Source organism: Mucilaginibacter paludis DSM 18603, assembly GCF_000166195.2.
GTDB classification, from domain to species: Bacteria; Bacteroidota; Bacteroidia; order Sphingobacteriales; family Sphingobacteriaceae; genus Mucilaginibacter; species Mucilaginibacter paludis.
Map to the genome: position 1 here is coordinate 4,411,483 of NZ_CM001403.1, position 18,395 is coordinate 4,429,877.

20 protein-coding genes are annotated in these 18,395 nt (G+C 38.7%); 5 read left to right on the top strand and 15 right to left on the bottom strand.

The features are described from left to right. Positions 1-65: 65 nt before the first annotated feature. Positions 66-674, bottom strand: a complete 609-nt coding sequence (locus MUCPA_RS18650) for an RNA polymerase sigma factor (RefSeq protein WP_008508499.1) — start codon at positions 672-674, stop codon at positions 66-68. Positions 675-1,090: 416 nt separating this feature from the next. Here MUCPA_RS18650 and MUCPA_RS18655 point away from each other — a divergent pair, with 416 nt between their 5' ends. After that, complete coding sequence (locus tag MUCPA_RS18655) at positions 1,091-2,866, top strand: ABC transporter ATP-binding protein (RefSeq protein ID WP_008508501.1); 1,776 nt, start codon at positions 1,091-1,093, stop codon at positions 2,864-2,866. Positions 2,867-2,888: 22 nt separating this feature from the next. On the opposite strand, the gene MUCPA_RS18660 is transcribed toward MUCPA_RS18655, so the two are convergent. From MUCPA_RS18660 to MUCPA_RS18675, 4 genes are all read right to left on the bottom strand, one after another. Further along, complete coding sequence (locus tag MUCPA_RS18660) at positions 2,889-4,079, bottom strand: nucleotidyltransferase family protein (protein WP_008508503.1); 1,191 nt, start codon at positions 4,077-4,079, stop codon at positions 2,889-2,891. An 11-nt stretch (positions 4,080-4,090) separates the two neighbouring features. Continuing rightward, the gene (cysC, locus tag MUCPA_RS18665) at positions 4,091-4,753 is read right to left on the bottom strand and encodes an adenylyl-sulfate kinase (protein ID WP_008508505.1); all 663 of its coding nucleotides are present in this window, start codon (positions 4,751-4,753) and stop codon (positions 4,091-4,093) included. Positions 4,754-4,917: 164 nt separating this feature from the next. Then, complete coding sequence (locus tag MUCPA_RS18670; protein ID WP_008508508.1) at positions 4,918-5,367, bottom strand: lasso peptide biosynthesis B2 protein; 450 nt, start codon at positions 5,365-5,367, stop codon at positions 4,918-4,920. Positions 5,368-5,371: 4 nt separating this feature from the next. Further along, positions 5,372-5,653 carry a PqqD family peptide modification chaperone gene (locus MUCPA_RS18675; RefSeq protein WP_008508509.1) on the bottom strand — a complete coding sequence of 94 codons (282 nt, stop codon included), beginning with the start codon at positions 5,651-5,653 and terminating at the stop codon, positions 5,372-5,374. A gap of 139 nt (positions 5,654-5,792) precedes the next feature. Here MUCPA_RS18675 and MUCPA_RS18680 point away from each other — a divergent pair, with 139 nt between their 5' ends. Then, complete coding sequence (locus tag MUCPA_RS18680) at positions 5,793-6,692, top strand: HPr kinase (RefSeq protein ID WP_008508512.1); 900 nt, start codon at positions 5,793-5,795, stop codon at positions 6,690-6,692. Position 6,693: 1 nt separating this feature from the next. Beyond that, entirely contained in the window at positions 6,694-7,548 is an 855-nt protein-coding gene (locus MUCPA_RS18685) for a sulfotransferase domain-containing protein (RefSeq protein WP_008508514.1), read from the top strand. A gap of 63 nt (positions 7,549-7,611) precedes the next feature. Here the strand turns inward: MUCPA_RS18685 and MUCPA_RS37825 are convergent, their stop codons facing one another. From MUCPA_RS37825 to MUCPA_RS39575, 4 genes are all read right to left on the bottom strand, one after another. Then, the gene (locus tag MUCPA_RS37825; protein WP_008508516.1) at positions 7,612-7,749 is read right to left on the bottom strand and encodes a hypothetical protein; all 138 of its coding nucleotides are present in this window, start codon (positions 7,747-7,749) and stop codon (positions 7,612-7,614) included. Between the two features lie 57 nt (positions 7,750-7,806). Continuing rightward, positions 7,807-9,684 (bottom strand): asparagine synthase-related protein, encoded by a 1,878-nt coding sequence (locus MUCPA_RS18690; protein WP_008508517.1) that lies wholly within the window; start codon positions 9,682-9,684, stop codon positions 7,807-7,809. 1 nt (position 9,685) lies between these two features. Continuing rightward, positions 9,686-10,588, bottom strand: coding sequence for a formyltransferase family protein (locus MUCPA_RS18695; protein ID WP_233276769.1), 903 nt, complete (start codon positions 10,586-10,588; stop codon positions 9,686-9,688). 122 nt (positions 10,589-10,710) lie between these two features. Further along, positions 10,711-11,064 carry an ISAs1 family transposase gene (locus MUCPA_RS39575; protein WP_083839359.1) on the bottom strand — a complete coding sequence of 118 codons (354 nt, stop codon included), beginning with the start codon at positions 11,062-11,064 and terminating at the stop codon, positions 10,711-10,713. 330 nt (positions 11,065-11,394) lie between these two features. Here MUCPA_RS39575 and MUCPA_RS18705 point away from each other — a divergent pair, with 330 nt between their 5' ends. Both MUCPA_RS18705 and MUCPA_RS18710 read left to right on the top strand, forming a co-directional pair. Then, positions 11,395-12,303 carry an HPr kinase gene (locus MUCPA_RS18705; RefSeq protein ID WP_008508521.1) on the top strand — a complete coding sequence of 303 codons (909 nt, stop codon included), beginning with the start codon at positions 11,395-11,397 and terminating at the stop codon, positions 12,301-12,303. Continuing rightward, positions 12,300-13,142, top strand: coding sequence for a sulfotransferase domain-containing protein (locus MUCPA_RS18710; protein ID WP_008508523.1), 843 nt, complete (start codon positions 12,300-12,302; stop codon positions 13,140-13,142). The genes MUCPA_RS18705 and MUCPA_RS18710 overlap by 4 nt, the downstream gene beginning before the upstream one ends. A gap of 16 nt (positions 13,143-13,158) precedes the next feature. Here MUCPA_RS18710 and MUCPA_RS39290 read toward each other — a convergent pair whose 3' ends face one another. The 6 genes from MUCPA_RS39290 to MUCPA_RS36240 form a co-directional block, all read right to left on the bottom strand. Then, the gene (locus MUCPA_RS39290; RefSeq protein WP_008508526.1) at positions 13,159-13,284 is read right to left on the bottom strand and encodes a hypothetical protein; all 126 of its coding nucleotides are present in this window, start codon (positions 13,282-13,284) and stop codon (positions 13,159-13,161) included. A gap of 62 nt (positions 13,285-13,346) precedes the next feature. Next, positions 13,347-15,245: an asparagine synthase-related protein gene (locus tag MUCPA_RS18715; RefSeq protein ID WP_008508528.1), complete on the bottom strand. Its 1,899-nt coding sequence runs from the start codon at positions 15,243-15,245 to the stop codon at positions 13,347-13,349. A 122-nt stretch (positions 15,246-15,367) separates the two neighbouring features. Beyond that, the gene (locus tag MUCPA_RS18720; RefSeq protein ID WP_008508529.1) at positions 15,368-16,291 is read right to left on the bottom strand and encodes a methionyl-tRNA formyltransferase; all 924 of its coding nucleotides are present in this window, start codon (positions 16,289-16,291) and stop codon (positions 15,368-15,370) included. Between the two features lie 33 nt (positions 16,292-16,324). Beyond that, complete coding sequence (locus MUCPA_RS18725) at positions 16,325-16,876, bottom strand: phage tail protein (RefSeq protein WP_008508531.1); 552 nt, start codon at positions 16,874-16,876, stop codon at positions 16,325-16,327. Positions 16,877-16,920: 44 nt separating this feature from the next. After that, positions 16,921-17,463, bottom strand: a complete 543-nt coding sequence (locus MUCPA_RS18730) for a phage tail protein (protein ID WP_008508533.1) — start codon at positions 17,461-17,463, stop codon at positions 16,921-16,923. Between the two features lie 37 nt (positions 17,464-17,500). Continuing rightward, entirely contained in the window at positions 17,501-18,079 is a 579-nt protein-coding gene (locus MUCPA_RS36240; RefSeq protein WP_008508535.1) for a phage tail protein, read from the bottom strand. Positions 18,080-18,395: the final 316 nt, after the last annotated feature.

Here is an 18,395-nt window from a genome sequence, read left to right on the forward strand (position 1 = left end):
TGTGCTATTTACAGGTATGTTGCACAAAACCCCCTTTACTACTTCTATTTTACATCAAGTTTATGTTAGGTTTGTGTAAACAAGATGGCGAGGCAAATAAAACAGTTCATATAACGGTCGGGATACTCCATTTTAAGGCGGCGTTTTAAACGCTTGAGTGCTTCGGTAATATTGTTTGATACCGTTTGCTCCGCAAGGTTCAGGTTTTCGGCTATCTCTTTTACCGTATAGCTATCACTCCTCAACAGGAAAGAGCGTTTCATGTTGACCGGCATTTCCTCTACCTCCTGGCTTACAATTTTTTCCAGATCAAAATATGAAGACAGCGTTTCTGCTCCATCGATAAGGTCGGCCATGCGTGCCAAGGCGTTATCCATGGCATTCTGCCGGATGGATTCTGAGCGGAAGTGATGTAATACTTTAAGTTTAACAGCCCCAAACAAATACTGCTCGAGCGTAGTATTAATTTGCAATTCATTTCGCTTTTGCCATACCTCAATTAACAAGTTTTGTACCAGGTCTTTTGCGGCCTCCTCGTCGTTCAGGCGGGTATGTGCTGCAACAAAAAGCAACTTCCAATAACGGTTAAACAATACATCAAAAGCAATGGTATTGTCTTCCTTTAGCATTTCCAAAAGTTCGGGGTCGGCCGTTGGATTGTCACATTGTTGCATGCTCCAAAATTAAACAAGCTACGTAAAGTAAAAGTTAAATAAAAACATCAACTGGGTGAAAAACGGAGAGGCGTGTTTGGGATCGCTTTTAAAGCTCATTTTAAAAGTTAAAGTGCTGGTTATTATTTTTTTAAGATATTAATTGTTTCGCTCTCGCTTTGTTGAGCACGTTATGAAGTACTATTGCACGATGCTTTTTTGTGGATTTTAACCGGATGGAGGTGAAAGAAAAATAGATTTGGTGTGAGAAACATTTTGATGGAAATTGAAGCTCACAAAGCTATTGGACGTCTGCTTGACGGTTTTGGCCTAAATAAAAATTTACAGATAGCGAAAATGAAGATAAGGGTACTGGATAGGTAGCCTGAATTTTTTATTAGGAGCATACCCGTATAAATATCGAACTTAGCTATTCCATGAATTTTAAAGGAAAAATAGCCTATCTGCAACGCGACCTGATACGGATACTGAAACTGATATGGCAGGCCGATAAGCAAACCGCGCTTATTAATATCGGGTTGCAGTTCGTGCAGGCATTATTGCCTGTGTTATCGTTGTATTTTATAAAGGCTCTGGTTGAGGCTCTGGTAAAGGGCAATGAACATTTCGGGAGTGTTATCACTATATTGATTGAATTTGGCCTGGTGCAATTTGTATCGGCATTGGCAGCACAATATGCCGGCTATATCAACACCATCCACCAGCAAACGCTTACCGATCATCTTTCGGCACAGGTTTTAAGCAAGGCTATTGAGGTTGATTATGAATATTATGAGAACCCCGACTATCACGATACCCTGCACCTTGCCCAGCAGCAATCCTTATTCAAGGCAACGCTCATATTAACCAGCTTTAACGCTATGTTATTAAATGGGCTGTCATTACTGTTTCTCATCGCTTTCTTTTTTACACTGCACTCGGTATTCGCATTGTTGTTCATGCTGCTCTCCATACCATTGGTGGTTATTAAATGGTATTCTGGTTTTGCACTTGTAAGAATGGAACAAAAATTTGCCCCCTTGGAGCGCGAAGCATTTTACCTGCATCATACCTTAACCAGTGTAGGATATGCTAAAGAGGTTAGGGTGTTTAATTTCGGGCAAAGGTTTATTCATAAATTTAACGTTATAAGGCATCATATCCATACCGAAAAAACAAAACTGCACGCAAAGTTAATCAGGTACAGTTTAATTGCCGAGACTGTAGAAATTATAGCGATGGTATCTATTTTTAGTTTATTAGCAAAATCAGCTTTCGATAAAAGCATTACAATAGGTGTGTTTATTATTTATGTACAAGGCTTTCAGCGGTTGCAAAGCACATCAAGGGGTTTCTTACAGGCAATGGTACAACTTGTTCAGCAGCGTATTTTCCTCAAAGACCTTTTTGCTTTTTTCGATATTGAGCATTTGGTGCCCGGTAACGGCGATAAGCCTTATCAATCTGCCGGCGAAGGCTTAGTTGTTAACAATATATCGTTTACCTACCCGCAAACCAACCGCCAGGTATTAAACAATATATCGCTTACTTGCCAGCCAGGAGAAATTATTGCCATCGTAGGCGAAAATGGTTCGGGCAAATCAACTCTAATTAAATTATTAGCCCGCCTTTACAACGTTCAAACCGGCAGTATACAAATCAACGGGCAAAATATTGGCGATCTGTTGGCTGATGATTTTCGTCGGCAATCTGTTTTCTTGTTTCAGGATTTTGAGAAATATTTTTTAACTATTTCCGAAAATATCACGATAGGTGACGATCATACCAATACAGCAGCACCAGCGGTTGAAAATGCAGCCAGGTTATCGGGGGCTCATCCCTTCATTATCAAATTAGCTAAAGGTTACCAAACCCGCATGGGCAGGCTTTTTGAGGGGAGCGAACAGATTAGTGGCGGCCAATGGCAAAAATTAGCTTTGGCCAGGTTGTTTTATAAAGACAGGCAGCTGATAGTGCTTGATGAACCCACCAGCGCATTGGATCCAACAGCCGAGTTTGAGTTGTTTAACAACCTGAAAAATGGCCTCAATAGCCAAATGATTATATTGATAACCCATCGCTTGTACAATCTGAAAATTGCCGACAGGATATTTGTGATGGAAAATGGCCAGATTGCCGAGGATGGGACTTTTGAAGAGCTCATCAGCAGAACCGGCCCCTTCAAAAAAATGTACGATGCGCAAAAGTTGTAGGCGGAACAGATGTTACCTGGTATTATTTTTTAGCTATAAAACCAATTAAAAGCCTGAAAGGCCGAAAAATAACAACCAGCGGTAGTAAAAATAGAGGTAAGTTAAGTTTATTTAGATCATAGGGCGATGGTAAAAAAGCGTAAAAAAAAAGCCTCAATGCCATATCTGCTTTACCTTTAAGGTTGTGCCGGTTCCAGATTAATATTAAGTTAGCTTTATTGGGTAAACTCACTTTTTTTAGCGGCGGGAAAGCCAGGCAGCTATTCAATAGGACTTTATTATTTTTGTATTCAGTTTGATATGGTTTTGTACTGATGTCTACGCCGAGCAGATCGTTTATGGTTAAGAGTGCTACCCCATAAAAGTTTTGATAATTGTATCTTTTCAATAGTTTAGTTATCTCTTCATGATCAATTTCCTGGGCGCTGGTTTTCAACAAGCAGGCTGCATCAATTACATATTTAAAACTGGTAAGCGGCTCCCTGATGAAGTGATGCGATGCCATACAAATCATATCGTTAGTGGGATTGAGTGCTTTTAAAGCATCTATCGCGTTATTACCTAACTGTTTCTCAAAATAATCAAAACCCGCAAATTTGCCGAGAAAGAAATCGATCAGCCTCCATTGTATTTCTACAGAGCAATTGATGTTAAGTTTGTCCTTAGGTGTTTTAAAAGCCAGTTCTTTAAAGAAAAATAAGGCATAATTTAAATATCTATCAGGTATATCTGCTTTTGCAACGAATTTGTTTTCATGAAAATATTTGCGCATTTGCTTTACAGAATTTCTGTCGACCAGCATATCTATATCGCTGCTCTCCCTGATTGATATGGATTCGTAATACTTCGAACCAAAATTAATCCCTTTATAAGGTATAGCTTTTACACCAAGTGAGGCAAAATCGTTGAGCAGTTGTTTTGTAAAATGTAATTGATGCAGATTTTGAACATTGATGTCGAGCGAATCTTTTTTAAGCCGGGCTTCAAAGCCGGAGTCAACCTTTAGCCCCCGGGTAGCGATGGTGTGGTAGATAAACGATCGTATATGGTGTGCCCGTATAATCCGATAAAGCAAATCCCAGTCAACATCAGCTTCGGCTATAAAGTTTTGTACTTGTTCTGTTTCCGCATTTTTAAAATAAACGCGAGAAATTAATACCACTAAAACCTTTTCGGCTGTATATATTTTTTGAAGTTGTGGGATTGAGAGCATTGGTGTTATAATTAATGTTTATCAGCGCTTGTTGGTAAGGTTTTCAAATTTATTTCTCTGATTTTTTTTACCCGCGCAAGCGTGATAATAATTTCGTTCACGCATTCATCAACCGATTTCAAATCTGTTTTGATATGGATGTCTGGATTCAAAGGCAAATCAAAAGGGCTGCTGATGCCAGTAAAGTCAGGTAGCATCCCGCTTTCGGCCAATTGATAAAGGCCTTTTGTATCGCGTTGCTTGCAAGTCTCAATCGATGTATCTATAAAAGTCTCTATAAAGCTATCGGGGCCTATAATGTCGCGCGCCTTCTGCCTGTCGTCTGCAAAGGGCGATATAAATGAAGCTATGCAAATTATACCGGCATCGTTAAAGAGTTTGCAAATTTCGGCTACCCGCCTGATATTCTCGCCCCTGTCTGCCCTGCTAAACGACAGGTCTTTGTTGATGCCGATGCGTGTATTATCGCCATCCAATACATACGAATAGTAATGGTTATCAAATAACCAACTATCTAATTCGGTCGCGATGGTTGATTTTCCGGCCCCCGATAGCCCAGTGAACCAAATGGTGAACGCGGCGTTTTGGTTTACCGTTTCGCGTTGCCTACGGGTAACCTTACTGGCTTGATAAAATAAATTGGCCTGATTTTGAGGTTTTTCTTGTTCGGTCATTTTTGGGTCGTGCGAAAGAAGGATTCAATATACTGCTTTCACAAGCAAACTTGCGAGCATTGGCTTAAATAATTACCATGATGAAAGGTTAATACGCAAAAGCCGAAATATTGCGTTTGCCTGCTTAAGCAGTTTAAAGTTTGTTTTTGTATGTCAATAATTGATTAACTAAATCTGGAATGTATGGTAAAACCTATCGATTGCTTAAAGCCGGTAATGTAGGTATCCTTAGCACGCAACCAGGCATGCCCCTTATACATACTATTATCTTTTTTAAACCCGATATACAGCGTACTGCCGATATGCCTGCGTTTTAGCAAAAGTTTGCCGGTTAATGACAGCGTATAGCACTCGGTAGGCCATAAAGCATATTTGTTGCAAAGCTCAAGTGCCTTTTTTACCTGCATGCGCGTATTAAGTGTTTGCACATCTGGGGTGTTTATGGTTTCAATGTTAACAGTGCCAAGCCAGGCCATTACCCTTTTAAACGGGAAAAAACAAAGGCTTAGCTTAACCCACGCAGATGTATATAAAGCTTCAATAAACAGCCATTTTGTATGCAATGGTACTTGAACAAATGTTTTGTATTTCCGTGCCAGTTTTTTGATCAGCATAGTGTTAAACAGAAATGCTGATCATGTGCTGCTCAAGCATTTGATTAAGAAATGCAAGTGTTTGTTTTTCACATTCTCCCCTGCTTACGTTGTATAAGGCCAGTAAATTATCAACAACATCATTGGCGGCGAGTGGCTGTTGCAGCATCTTCCATATATCGGTGCTAACTTCGTTCAGGCCTAAATAATCACCTGTATTTATATCCATTATTACGGTTTCGTTACCTAATTCACTGGCTAAAAAATTAGCGTCATTACGTTTGAGTATAGATTGTAGATTTACCATTCGCGAAAAAGTTTATAATTGTTGATTACAAATATAATTCTTAATTATAGTTCTTAGCCCGCAAAGTATTATAAACTTTAAAAACTAATACAATCATCATATTTTAATTTGTTTATTTGCAATACTAACCTATTATAAAATGTATCACTACTGGGGATTTGGATTACACATCCTATCGGAGATTGAATTTCCGGAATTATTGCCTTTTGAGTTTGATGTGCCTGATGTTACGATCCGGTTGGGGAAAACACCTGAAACATTGGAAGGGGATGACGTGGTACATAGGGTAAGAATATCCATGAGCCCTAATGAGTACTTGCTTAAAATTCATGATATAGCTAATTATTATGTAAGTGGTGGTAAGAAGGTATTGGTAGAAATATTTCCTGGCGCAGATGAAAAAAGTGTACGGCTGTTTATGTTAAGCAGCGCCATGGCGGCAGTGTTGCATCAGCGGAATTTAATTCCGTTGCATGCTTCCGGTATTTTTCATAAAAATGGCGTGGTGTTATTCTGTGGTCAGAGTGGTGCAGGTAAATCTACACTGGTCACTGCTTTACAGCAGCAAGGCCATCATATTTTCACAGATGATGTTTGTGTTTTATATCCACAGTCTGATGGTTCCATTAACGCGACATCAAGTTATCCGATGGCGAAATTATGGGCTGACAGCCTTACCCGAATAGGGATAACTTCTACAGAGGAAAACAGGATAAGACCACAACTGCCAAAATACGCTCGTTTTTTCCATGACTCTTTTGTTACAGATTCATTGCCGGTGAAGGCGGTTTTTGTTTTGGAGAGATCTGCCCAGATAACTAATGCTGAATTGACAGGGTTAAGCAAATTGGAAGCTTTTGAGAAACTTCAGGCTAACGCATATCGTCCTGCTCATATAGATGCCATGGGTAAAAGGAAACTTCATTTTTCTTTTACTTCTTCGCTGGCAGCATCAACCATGATCTATAAGATCAGCAGGCCGGATAATAATGATTCTGTTAAACAATTAATTGAATTAATTACTTCCAGGTTGATGTAGAATGGAGATACCTAAAAAGATAGTATGGTTGGTCTCTTATCCTAAAAGTGGCAATACATGGTTCCGGGCATTCCTGTCGGCATTGTTTAATAAAGGAGTAGTCGATATCAATGATCTGAAAACAGAAGGTATATTCTCTTCCAGGATCTTTTTTGAAGCCTATACCGGCCTTGAGTCTTCAGAGCTCACAGATGAGGAGGTGAAGATACTGCAGCCACAGGTTTTTAACCAAATGGCCGTGGAGCATCCAAAAGAAAGACTTTTTATAAAAGTACATGATGCCTATGGTTTTAACCGGCTGCAAAAGCCTATCATTCCTACAGAGGGTACTGTCGGCGCTATCTATTTTGTCAGAAACCCATTAGATGTGGTAAGCTCATTGGCCAATCATTATAGTCTTACGGTAGAAGAAGCTATTGTGATGTTGAATACCCCTGATTGCCAGCTATCAAGGCCCAGTGTTAATAAATGCTGGCGTATCCAGTTACAACAGGCAATACTTTCGTGGAGCGGACATCTGCAAAGTTGGATGGAGGTTAGTGCCTTTCCGGTACTGTTTTTAAGGTACGAAGATATGTATGCTGATACCTTTAAGGCATTTAAACAAGCGATTACATTCTTAGGGTATTCAAGTGTGAGTGATGATGAAATATTGCTTGCTGTACAGGCATCTGGCTTTACACAACTAAAGCAGCAGGAACAGCGAAAAGGGTTTGTAGAGAAGGTACATAATAACTATTCTTTTTTTAACAAGGGCAAGCCCGGTGGTTGGAGGGAATCCCTGACGGAAAGACAGGTTGAGTCAATCCGGGAGCATCATGCCCAACTCATGGAAACCTTTCAGTACTATCCATAAAAGAAAGCCCCTATTACTGGGGCTTAGATTACAGGAGGCTGTTGTTACAGTTTAAAGTAGTAATTAGCTTGCGGCAGAGTGCCCGTCATAATTTTGTCCGCTACCCCCTTGTACATCTTTCTTAGAAATGGTATTTAATTCGGGAGCTTGCCATTCTTTTTTAGCCGTCGTAGTTTCTGCTTGTTGTTGAGTTGAATCCATAAGGAGTGTTTTAATGAGGTAAAAATAACTAAAATGATTGGAATATGTCGTATAGCCTCATAAATCATTTGCCCATTTTAAGAAAGCATCGGCGATACCTGCTTGAGTAAGATAAAGTGCATTTGTTCTTTTCCCAAAGTCGTTATTGGCAATAATATCATTATAGTGCTTTTGTAATATTTTGATATTGAAACAATCGTTATTATTGTGATAATTCAGAAACCTTTCAAGATGGGCCTGCTGGGTAATCAGGCGGTTAAGAAAATCGGGTGAATACGCTTTCTTGTCTGTTCGGCTGATGATCTCGTCAGGTACTAATCCTTTCATGGCTCTGCGAATGAGGCTTCTTTGCTGATCCTGCAGGATCAATTGTTCTGCCGGCAGATCGAAATAGAATTCATTGATATTTTTATTAAGCAGGGGCATGTGCGTTTCCAGCTGATAAAAAGGGCTGAAGGCAGCAAAAGAATTGATGGTAAAGCCTAACGAACCGGAGTTGATCCGTTGCTGAAAATAGCGGTTATAGGGATATACTCTTAAATGGTTGGGGGTTATCGCTTTGGCTTTTTGCAGCAAGTGATCGGCTAACGGTATATCTTGTTTTTTAAAGCCTTTTATCTGGTGTTGCAAGGTGCGCAACGGAGTATTGGCAAGTATTTCTGCTTTAATAAGCTGTGCCAGCGAAAGTGGTTTGGAATTTACATCCCATTGTGTTCTCTTTACACTACGTTTCCATTGAAGATAATGCAGGGCTTTTTTTAATTTCCCCTGCATGAGCAATGCATAGATGACATCTTTACCAGGGTTCGAGATGTTCATGTCCCCTCCAAAGCCATTCAATAAGATACGAACCTGCTTTTCATGCGCAGCTTCACAAAAGGCTTTGTCTAAGTAATGAAATGAATTAACGATCTGTTCTGTTTGATCAAAGGCTGCTTCCAGATTATTCAGCGGCCCTATGCTTGCTGAAGGGCGTACAAAAGTTTGTACAATATTATTATACCGCTTGCCCATGGCCTCAATATAAAATTTTTCATCTTTCTCAGGTCCATTATATCCTTTGGGTTGAATAGCGGAAAATGCATACAGTGGTTTGTTTTGTTTGGCCAATATGCCCGCCATGATGGCTGTTACAAATGAAGAATCGAGCCCGCCGCTGAGGGTAACACCTACTGCATGGTCAGTATGCAACCTGTTCTGTATAGATTGAGTAAGCAATTCGCGCAGGCACTCAACCCAGTCTTCAGCTTTGGTGAATTTATATTTCCCTGATGGTTGTATCTGCCAGTATTGCTTTTTTAAAAGCGGTTTGCCAGGTTCCAACAGGAGATACCTGGCAGCAGGTAAAAAAAATATTTCTTTATCAAAGGTGATACCGGAATGATGCCGGGTGAAGGATTCTATCAATACGTCTTCATTAAAAACAGCGGGTGTTTGTTTAACGGCACGGATGCTTTTTATTTCAGTGGCCAAAATAAACTGGCTGGGTGTGTCGTAGTAATGAAAACGCCGAAAGCCAATATGATCAGTGGCCGCGAATAAGGTTTGTGTTTGTTTATTCCAGATAGCGAAGGCAAATTCTCCATCCAGGCGATCTGTACATTGTGGCCCCCATTTTTTATAAGCTTCCAGGATAATCAATGAATCGTGCAGGGATGGGTATTTGCCTGCATAGTCCAGGATGCGCGCCAACTCTTTGCGGTTGTCGATACACGCGTCGGCCGTAATCACATAGGTATCATCTTCATAGGGAAGATGTTCATTTATTTGGAAAATATTGGTGATGAGTTGTTGATGGCCTATTATTACCTGTTTGCTATGATAAACACCCGAGCCATCAACAGCCCTGTGTTGCATTGCTGTTTGCATGTCGCTGATGTCCGCCTGCTCTATGGGTTTTCCATCCTTATTGATTATACCAAATATCGCGCCCATGTTATTGTTTAAAAGTTAAATCCTGCAAGCCAAACTGTATGCCTTTGTTTAGTCCCCACTGCCTGGCATCATAGGCGGGTACGAAGCAGTCATTCAGGAATAACATGTTTACATTGATTAGTTTACCGTCTTTACACAGGATATGTAAAGATTGATCATCGTTGATTATGGTGTCGGCCTGCAGGTTATCAGCGCTATCAATAGCGCTGATAACCTGGGCATCCATTAGCTTTACTTCCTGTTGTTGAAACCAGGTAAGGGCACCTTTGTTCCATGGGTTGCAGGCACGTACCAGGTTGCAGATCTCAATAGCGCTCATTGTTTGCCGGTTGATAAGTACATTATTCAACTGCGGGCGTTTCTGGTAAGCTGTATCATTGGGGTTGGTGGGTATTTCCGGAATAGGTAGTTTGTTTATGAACAAATGCAATACAAAGACCACGCCTTCTATACATAACTGGCTCAATACCTGGTTGGCCAGTTGATAATTGTAATGAGGGAGATTGTCTGTTGTTTTAGTCCACGCCATTGGCCCATCGTCAATTTTAGATGACAGATGATGGATGGTAAGCCCTATTTTATCAAGCCCTTTTTTTAATTGCCAGAATACAGGTACCGGACCTTTGAAGCCGGGTAAAACACCAAAGTGTATATTGAATAGCCTGGCAGGGTGGTTTTTTAGCCGTTCAAGCCGTATCAGATGCGGGTAGACCAATATAAAGCCAATATCATAATTGCCCTTTTGCAGCCAGGTATAGAGGTCTTTATCAGCATTGCGTTCTTCTGTAAAGGGTAGTTTGGTTTGTTGCACAAAAGCTTTTACCTTCTGCTGCACAAAAGCATCTTTGGCAGGGCTCAAAAAAATATGCACCTGCAATTGTTGCATTGCAAGTGTATACGCCATTGGGATAAAAGAATCTGAGTTAGAAACAATGCCTATTCGCATGCGATAATATCATTAGCACCAAACGTAAAACAAATTTTCGTATTGTGGTATAAGCATAAAGGCCGGAGGCAGTTGACGCATTAGAAATCGTGAATAGTTAATAATTTGAGAAGGTAGTCGTTATCCCAAGCTGCTTTAAGCCTTTTTCCTTTGGTGCTTCTTTTGCTTGATGTTTCGGCCTTAAGGATATTAAGCGCCATTTTTCTGACCAGGGCAAGATTCTCAGCATCTTGTCCGGACCTTGCCCTGGTGTAATCCTCACCGAAACTAACATTGAGTTGCCAATGCAGGTTGTTTTCAATGTCCCAGTGTTTACGTATCGATTCGTTAAAAAAGGCGGCATCAACTGTTAGGCTGGAGATATAATAGCGGGTTTGCTGACCGATTTTCTCGTTAACATCCTTGGTTGATTCGATTTTGACAATACTTTTCAGCCCTTTTCAGTTTTGCTTCCTTTCAATATTTCTTGTGCAAAACCTCCGATTTTTCCCTTTTTAGTGCGTCAGCCCTGCTTCAGGCCTAAATAATCACGGGTGTTCATATCCATGATTTCGGTTTTGTTATCAATTGATTGGCTAAAAAATTGACGTCATTACGTTTTGAGTATAGATTGTAAGTTGAGCATTCAAGAAAAAGTTTATAATTGTTGATAACAAATATAATTCTTAATAATAGTTTTCAACCCTCAAAGTATCATAAACTTTAAAAACTAATACGATCATCATATTTTAATTTGTTTATTTGTAATACTAACCTATTATAAAATGTATCACTACTGGGGATTTGGACTACACATCCTATCGGAGATTGAATTTCCGGAATTATTGCCTTTTGAGTTTGATGTGCCTGATGTTACGATCCGTTTTGGGAAAACACCTGAAACACTACAAGGCGATGATGTTGTACATAGGGTAAGAGTATCTATGAGCCCTAATGAATATTTATTAAAAACGCTTGGTATTGCCAGTTACTATGCCGCCAACGGGAACAAAATTATTATAGAGCCATTAGATGATGTAGATGAAAAAAGCGTTCGTTTGTTTTTGTTAAGTAATGCTTTTGCTGCTATACTTCATCAACGTAGTGTTGTACCCTTGCATGCTTCTGCAATTATTGCTAACGACGGCCTTATTTTAATTTGTGGGAATTCAAAAGCTGGTAAATCTACTTTGTTAAAAGCGCTTAATTTAGATGGCTTTGAAATTTTCTCTGATGATATTTGTGTTTTAAACAAGAGCAAAAGTAATGATGTTGTAGCTTATTCATCTTATCCCATGCTGAAATTATGGGAGGATAGCTATGATAAGATTGGGCTTGATGTACCGGATAATTCTTTAAGAATTCGTTCTGAACTTCCTAAATATGCTAATTTTTACCACGACAAGTTTCAAACAAAATCATATCCTATCCGTGGTATTTTTGTATTAGACACCGTAGATAGTTTTGATGAGATCAATTTAAGCAAGCTTAATAAGATGCAGGCTTTTGTAGAAATACAAAGAAATTGCTATAGACCGTTTCAATTACAGAGTATGAATAAAAAAGCCACCCTGTTGCCTATTGCTGCATATCTGGCTGAGAACAAGCCGGTATATAAGATGGTCCGGTCTGTTCAGTTTAATACAACAACCCGAATGGTAGCGCTTATCAAATCAATTGCAGCTGATTTATGAAAAAAAATATAGTTTGGCTTGCTTCCTACCCAAAAAGCGGAAACACCTGGTTCAGATCATTTTTATATGCGTTATTAACTGATGTATCTGTTGATATTAATAGGCTGAATGAAATTTGTTCTAATTTCTCGTATAAAGGCTTTTTTCGCAAAATGACTGATTTTTCGCCTGATTATTTTTATGATTCAGAAATTAAATGCCTTTTACCGGAGGTGTATCAGCAATACGCGTTAGACAGGCCGGATATTAGCTACTTTAAAATACATGATGCCTTTACATTTAACTTGCTCGGTGAACCCATTGTTCCGGAGCAAGTAACAATGGGAGCTATATATTTAATACGGAATCCATTAGATGTGTCAATATCGTTAGCCAGGCACTATGATTTTAGCATTGACGAAAGCATTGAAATGATGAATAATCATCATTATGTTATTGCCGAACAAAAAAACAACCTGAATGTTAAAACGCAGTTTCAGCAATTATTAAAATCGTGGCGATTGCATGTAGAAAGCTGGACCAGATTGCCAAATTTTCCGGTAGCTGTAGTTAGATATGAAGACATGTTAGATAAGCCACTGGAAACCTTTTCAAGAGCATTAAACCTTTTGGATTTAAAATTCACAAACGAACAGATAAACAAGGCTATTGAAGCAAGCAGTTTTTTCAAACTAAAAAAACAAGAGCAGGCGAGTGGTTTTATAGAAAAACCAGCCAAAGCCAAAATGTTTTTCAATGATGGCAAGAAGGATAACTGGAAAGAGATTTTACACAATAGCCAAATACAAAAAATTCTTCATGAAAATGAAGAATTAATGAAGTTGTATAACTATTGTTAATTAAGTATGGCTTATATTAACTATGAGTACTTCCTGGCCCTGCGTCAGATCCTGGACCTGAATTAAGCTGGATCAACTCTTTATCAATATTTACAATTTGGGGGCATTCCCAGGTTTTCTTTTTGTCCGTTGTGTTTTCCATAATTTTACTTTATTGGTTATAATCAAAAATAATGTTTTTTTTTAATATTCATTGTATGAAAACTAAAAATATTGATACCCTTTTTTTATCAACCACTGGGTATGCTCTTCAAATATGATAGCTTGTGCAAGCATCAAGCTTTTTACAGGGAAACGAAGACCTGGCTCTGTGGCAAAAAGCTCTTTACTACAATTACTCATTTTTTTCTTGTCAATAAACATAAAATCGAGTTCATTATCATCGTCTGTATTATTTATAAAGCGCTCTGCAATTGATCTTTGTGAAAGAAAACGCCTGAAAAAATCTGGCGTGTATGCCCTTTTATCATCACGGGTTATAATTTCGTTAGGCACAATTCCTTCCATGGCTCTTTTTAACAAACTACGACTTTGCCCATCAAGAATAAACTGTTCGGGAGGAACGTCGAAAAAGAATTCTGTCAGCCCCTTGTCCATCATCAGGGCGCTGTACTCAGTATTATAATAAGTTCCATAAGAATGCATCGTAGTAAAAAATTTGCCTATTACCCCCGAGTCTATATTTTTGATCAGATCTTTTCTATATGGATGCCCATAACTCGACTTATTATTGATTTTTAAATTAATGTGGTCTTTAAACACATACTCATCTTTTACAACAGCACGAAGTGGGTTATAAACATGTTTAAAAAACAAGGTATTATCCAGTATCTCAGCTTTAATAGCTTGCAGCAACGATCGAGATTTAGTGATTTCAAAAAGACTTCCTTTCCCCTTCTCTAAATTGAAGTATTTATACGCTTTTAATAGATTTCCACGTATGATAAATTCATATATTGAATCAATACCTCTGTTAGACACTGTCATATCCCCTCCGAAGCCAGACAATAAGATATTTACGTCTCTCTTCTTTACTTCAGAAAATAAAGCGTTATCTAAATAGTGATATTGAAACGGAGGGGTTGAGTATTTATTAAAAGTGTCTTCCAAATGGCTAAATGGGCCTATATTGGCATCGGGCCAAACAAAAGTTTGATCCATATTCTCAAAATGCTTACCAATTATCTTTATATAGTGCCTTTCATCCTTTTCGGGACCTATGTGATGCTCTGGGAGTACAGAAGAAAAAGAGTAAAGCGTTTTATTTTGCTTTGCAAGGATGTTAGCAGCAATTGATGCAACAAATGAAGAATCTAAGCCCCCACTTAATAGCACACCTACATTTTGATCTGTTTCAAGCCTGTTTGCAACGGCCTGAGTTAGTAACTCTCTTAAGCAATCACTCCAGTCATCATGTTTCTTAAATTTGTATTTATTTATAGCTTTTACAAACCAATATTTTTTTATTATCAAAGGTCTATTTACACCTACAGAAAGTTGACTTGCAGCTATTAATTCAAATATTTCGGTATCAAATGTAGCACCCTTATATGCCCTTTTAAAATGCCTTACAATTGAATCTGAATTAAATATCTTTTTGGTGAAATTGGCATCAACTATACCTTTGATTTCTGATGAAAATACGAACAACTGTGGCGAATCGTAATAAAACAACGACCTAAAACCCATGTGGTCTGTGGCCGCAAAGAGTTGCTTTGATAGTTTATCCCAAATAACAAATACAAACTCACCCTCAAGATAATCAGTGCATTTTTCCTGCCACTTTTTGTAACATTCTAAAATTATCTTAGAGTCGTGTAAAAAGGCATATTTCTTTTCATAACCTAACGTGTGAGACAATGCACGCCTGTTATATATTTTCGCATCACTAACAACAACAAATCGTTCATCTTCAAAAGGCAATTGCTCATTTTTCTGGTAAATATTGGTAATTAAGTTATGGTGGCGCAAAAAAACATTGGCTTGGTGATATTGACCAGAACTATTTACTGCTCTATGGGCTAATGTGTTTTGTATTTTTGCAATAGTTTCATCATTTGTATTGCGCCCTGTTTTATCAATGATTCCAAAAATAGCACTCATAGCTTATTTATTTTATATAAAATATGGGGGCAAAAAACAGTTTTTTTAATAAAAACATAAACCTGATTGGTATCTGGTAACCTAAAAGCAAAGATCATCAAAACTTGCATTTTGCTAATAAGTTATCCTAATTCTGTATCTTTATTTAAACCTAAATATTTGCATTGGTATCCAGGGATAAAGCACTCATTATAAAACAGCATGTTAATATTAATAAGGTTATCATCCTTACAATAAATCAATAACCTGTGTTCTGCTTCTACAATAGTGCCGGGTTTAGTTTTTGTTGCTAAATTGCTTGCTTGAGTAACAATAGTAGCATCTATCAATTTTATTTCCTGTCCGTTAAAAGACGTTAAAGCTCCTTTATTCCACGGATTACAAGCCCGCACCAGGTTGCATATTGCAACGGAGCTCATTATTTGCCAATTGATTAATACATCACTTAATACAGGCCTTTTATGATAGGCTGACGTTAATTTGCTTGTATCAATTTCCGGTATTGGCATCCGGTGTGCCAATAATTGTAATATATAGAATACGCCTTCTATACAAAGTTGACTAAACAGCTTATTAACCAATTGATAATTATAATGTGGTAAATCGTTAGTTTCTTTTGCCCAGACAACCGGGCCTGCGTCAAATTTAGAAGACAATTTATGAATGGACAGCCCTATTTTATCTATCCCGTTTTTCAGTTGCCAAAATACAGGAACGGGACCCCTAAATCCAGGCAACGGACCAAAATGGATATTAAATAATAGCGTAGGGCATTTTATTAGCCGATCCAAACGGATAAGATGGGGATAACCTAATATAAAGCAAATATCATAATTGCCCCCTTGCAACCAATGGTACAGATCATTATTGGCATTCGTTTCCTCTGTAAAAGATAATTTAGCTTGTTTAACAAAGGCTAATACCTTTTGATGAACAAAAGCATCTTTAGGTGGGCTAAAAAAAACATACACTTGCAGTTGTTGGGCTGCAAGTGTATAAGCGAAAGGAATAAAGGAATCGGTATTAGAAATAACACCTATACGCATAACTAAATGGGGTTATCTGTGTAAACATACAAACTATGAATGGGTTGGAAATAACCCGTTCATACATATCATGTAGCTTACAACAGCAACCGGCATTATATTACTATGGAATGACGAATTACCTGCTGGTGTAATTGCAGACTGATTTAATGCCTGAACAGTAAGACCAGCCGCATTACCAGGCAGATAACCTACCCCTGAAGCTGTAGGGGAACTAACCGAACCTAAATATGTAACTGTTGAAGGTACGTTTACACTAGGTGGATTGGTCACGGTACTCACCGTCATGGTATGTGAGTGGGCAGGTATTTGAGCTGTGGTTAATTGCACTTGTTCAGTACCTCCATTGGAGCCGATTGTCCTGTTGGTAAGACCAGCACCCTGTCCCATGGCTACTGCCAGGCGCCCCCTAAGATCGGGTATCTTGAAGGTTTGCACTCCATCGCCACCATAGGTGGTACCTATTAAGGCAAACAAAGCGTTATAGTTTGATATTTGCAAAAGTGATCCATCGCATATTAACCAGTCCTGGGGTGCGTATGCACCTGCGAAAGCCCTTATTTCTCCTAAATATGCATCTGCCATATTGGTAAGTTTTTATTAGTGATTAGATAGGTTAGGTATTTAATTTATGGTCTGGGTGGATAAATCCCCTGTATAGCAATACAGAAGTTTAATGTAAGGAATGGCTGAACATTGTTATGAGCCTCACTACCTCCAACGTTTACTATACTCTCCGTATTTAAAGTTGTTTGCGTTGTCGCATTGCTGTTATAAGTATTGATTTGAACACTCGGAGAAGCTGAACTATGTGGAATAGCCAAAATATCATTAGGCTCGTTAACTAAACCTTGCCCATTATACACTGCAAAATAGTGATTATGAGCGGGCATTTGAGGAGCGGTGAGTGTAACAGTTTCAACACCGCCAGCAAGACCCATTGTATAGTTTGTAGTTGTAGCACTACTCTGGCCCGTACAAATAGGTGTCCGGCTACGTAAATCCGGCAAACCAAATGTTTTTATGCCATCACCCCCAAAAGATTTACCGAGTAAAGAATATAATGCAGTATTTTGCTGGATTTGAAGAATTGCACCATTGCAAAGCGCCCAACCATCAGGGGCAAAATTGCAGGAGAATAAACGAATTTCCCCTAAAAAATTATCTGTCATGATAAGAATATTTTATAAATTAGGTTGAATGTATAGTTTAAGGCTTTACAGGATAGTATCCAACAGTACAGATATAATATGCTATACCGAGGAATGGCTGCCGATTTTCATGCGACGCAGTGATGCCATTGGTTCCGCCTGCCACGCTTATTGAATTGAGGTTGAGAGGCATATTGGGTGGACTTGGAGGGTTAGCAACATATCCTTGCGCAGGTGTAAAGGTTGTAGCGGTTGGTTTAAGGGCATAATTGGTAAGATAATAGGTATTGTCTACAGGCGCATCTTTACGTAGCGTTCCACCACCAACGGCTCCATTAAAAGTGTGGGTGTGAGCTGGCATCTCCAACTGAGATAAGGTAACGCCTTCGGTACCTTCCTTTGTAGGTATTTGGTAAATTATGCCGCTGGCGGTTGATTGGCCCGACCCTATAAGGGCATGCCCCATTAAGTTAGGCAAATTAAAACTTCCAGTTTGTACGCTACCGTATATGGTGCCAATAACACTATACAAAGGCATGTACTGATTCTGATTTACAGGCTGTCCGTTACAAAGCAACCAATCTTGGGGGGCCCAATTAAAGGCAAAGGGCCGGATCTCTCCAATAAAAGCATCCATTGTGATAAAATAATTTAGGTTAATAAAATAATTTAGGTTTAGCCTACCGTGTAGGCAAGAACTAAATTAGGTATTTTTTGTAAATAAAAAGTAATATTTTAAAAAAAATAATTGCTGATGGGCTTGCAATCTGTTTAAACAAAACATCACTCGTTTTAGCATTATTAAACGTATCGTGTATTAACCTTGGGCCGGTTTATTTATACTGAAAAACTGATGGGTGTGCTTTTTGTTGATTAACAAGTGGTTATCGCTGTCTTGTTTTGATTTTCGGGGCAATTGTAAATGGCTATTCTCCTACCAAGTCGCGCTGTTT

What these genes read in the sequence shown, in the direction of transcription:
- MUCPA_RS18650 (WP_008508499.1), bottom strand. Translation starts at nt 674, where the DNA reads ATGCAACAATGTGACAATCCAACGGCCGACCCCGAACTTTTGGAAATG.
- MUCPA_RS18655 (WP_008508501.1), top strand. Translation starts at nt 1,091, where the DNA reads ATGAATTTTAAAGGAAAAATAGCCTATCTGCAACGCGACCTGATACGG.
- MUCPA_RS18660 (WP_008508503.1), bottom strand. Translation starts at nt 4,079, where the DNA reads ATGCTCTCAATCCCACAACTTCAAAAAATATATACAGCCGAAAAGGTT.
- cysC (WP_008508505.1), bottom strand. Translation starts at nt 4,753, where the DNA reads ATGACCGAACAAGAAAAACCTCAAAATCAGGCCAATTTATTTTATCAA.
- MUCPA_RS18670 (WP_008508508.1), bottom strand. Translation starts at nt 5,367, where the DNA reads ATGCTGATCAAAAAACTGGCACGGAAATACAAAACATTTGTTCAAGTA.
- MUCPA_RS18675 (WP_008508509.1), bottom strand. Translation starts at nt 5,653, where the DNA reads ATGGTAAATCTACAATCTATACTCAAACGTAATGACGCTAATTTTTTA.
- MUCPA_RS18680 (WP_008508512.1), top strand. Translation starts at nt 5,793, where the DNA reads ATGTATCACTACTGGGGATTTGGATTACACATCCTATCGGAGATTGAA.
- MUCPA_RS18685 (WP_008508514.1), top strand. Translation starts at nt 6,694, where the DNA reads ATGGAGATACCTAAAAAGATAGTATGGTTGGTCTCTTATCCTAAAAGT.
- MUCPA_RS37825 (WP_008508516.1), bottom strand. Translation starts at nt 7,749, where the DNA reads ATGGATTCAACTCAACAACAAGCAGAAACTACGACGGCTAAAAAAGAA.
- MUCPA_RS18690 (WP_008508517.1), bottom strand. Translation starts at nt 9,684, where the DNA reads ATGGGCGCGATATTTGGTATAATCAATAAGGATGGAAAACCCATAGAG.
- MUCPA_RS18695 (WP_233276769.1), bottom strand. Translation starts at nt 10,588, where the DNA reads ATGGCGTATACACTTGCAATGCAACAATTGCAGGTGCATATTTTTTTG.
- MUCPA_RS18705 (WP_008508521.1), top strand. Translation starts at nt 11,395, where the DNA reads ATGTATCACTACTGGGGATTTGGACTACACATCCTATCGGAGATTGAA.
- MUCPA_RS18710 (WP_008508523.1), top strand. Translation starts at nt 12,300, where the DNA reads ATGAAAAAAAATATAGTTTGGCTTGCTTCCTACCCAAAAAGCGGAAAC.
- MUCPA_RS39290 (WP_008508526.1), bottom strand. Translation starts at nt 13,284, where the DNA reads ATGGAAAACACAACGGACAAAAAGAAAACCTGGGAATGCCCCCAAATT.
- MUCPA_RS18715 (WP_008508528.1), bottom strand. Translation starts at nt 15,245, where the DNA reads ATGAGTGCTATTTTTGGAATCATTGATAAAACAGGGCGCAATACAAAT.
- MUCPA_RS18720 (WP_008508529.1), bottom strand. Translation starts at nt 16,291, where the DNA reads ATGCGTATAGGTGTTATTTCTAATACCGATTCCTTTATTCCTTTCGCT.
- MUCPA_RS18725 (WP_008508531.1), bottom strand. Translation starts at nt 16,876, where the DNA reads ATGGCAGATGCATATTTAGGAGAAATAAGGGCTTTCGCAGGTGCATAC.
- MUCPA_RS18730 (WP_008508533.1), bottom strand. Translation starts at nt 17,463, where the DNA reads ATGACAGATAATTTTTTAGGGGAAATTCGTTTATTCTCCTGCAATTTT.
- MUCPA_RS36240 (WP_008508535.1), bottom strand. Translation starts at nt 18,079, where the DNA reads ATGGATGCTTTTATTGGAGAGATCCGGCCCTTTGCCTTTAATTGGGCC.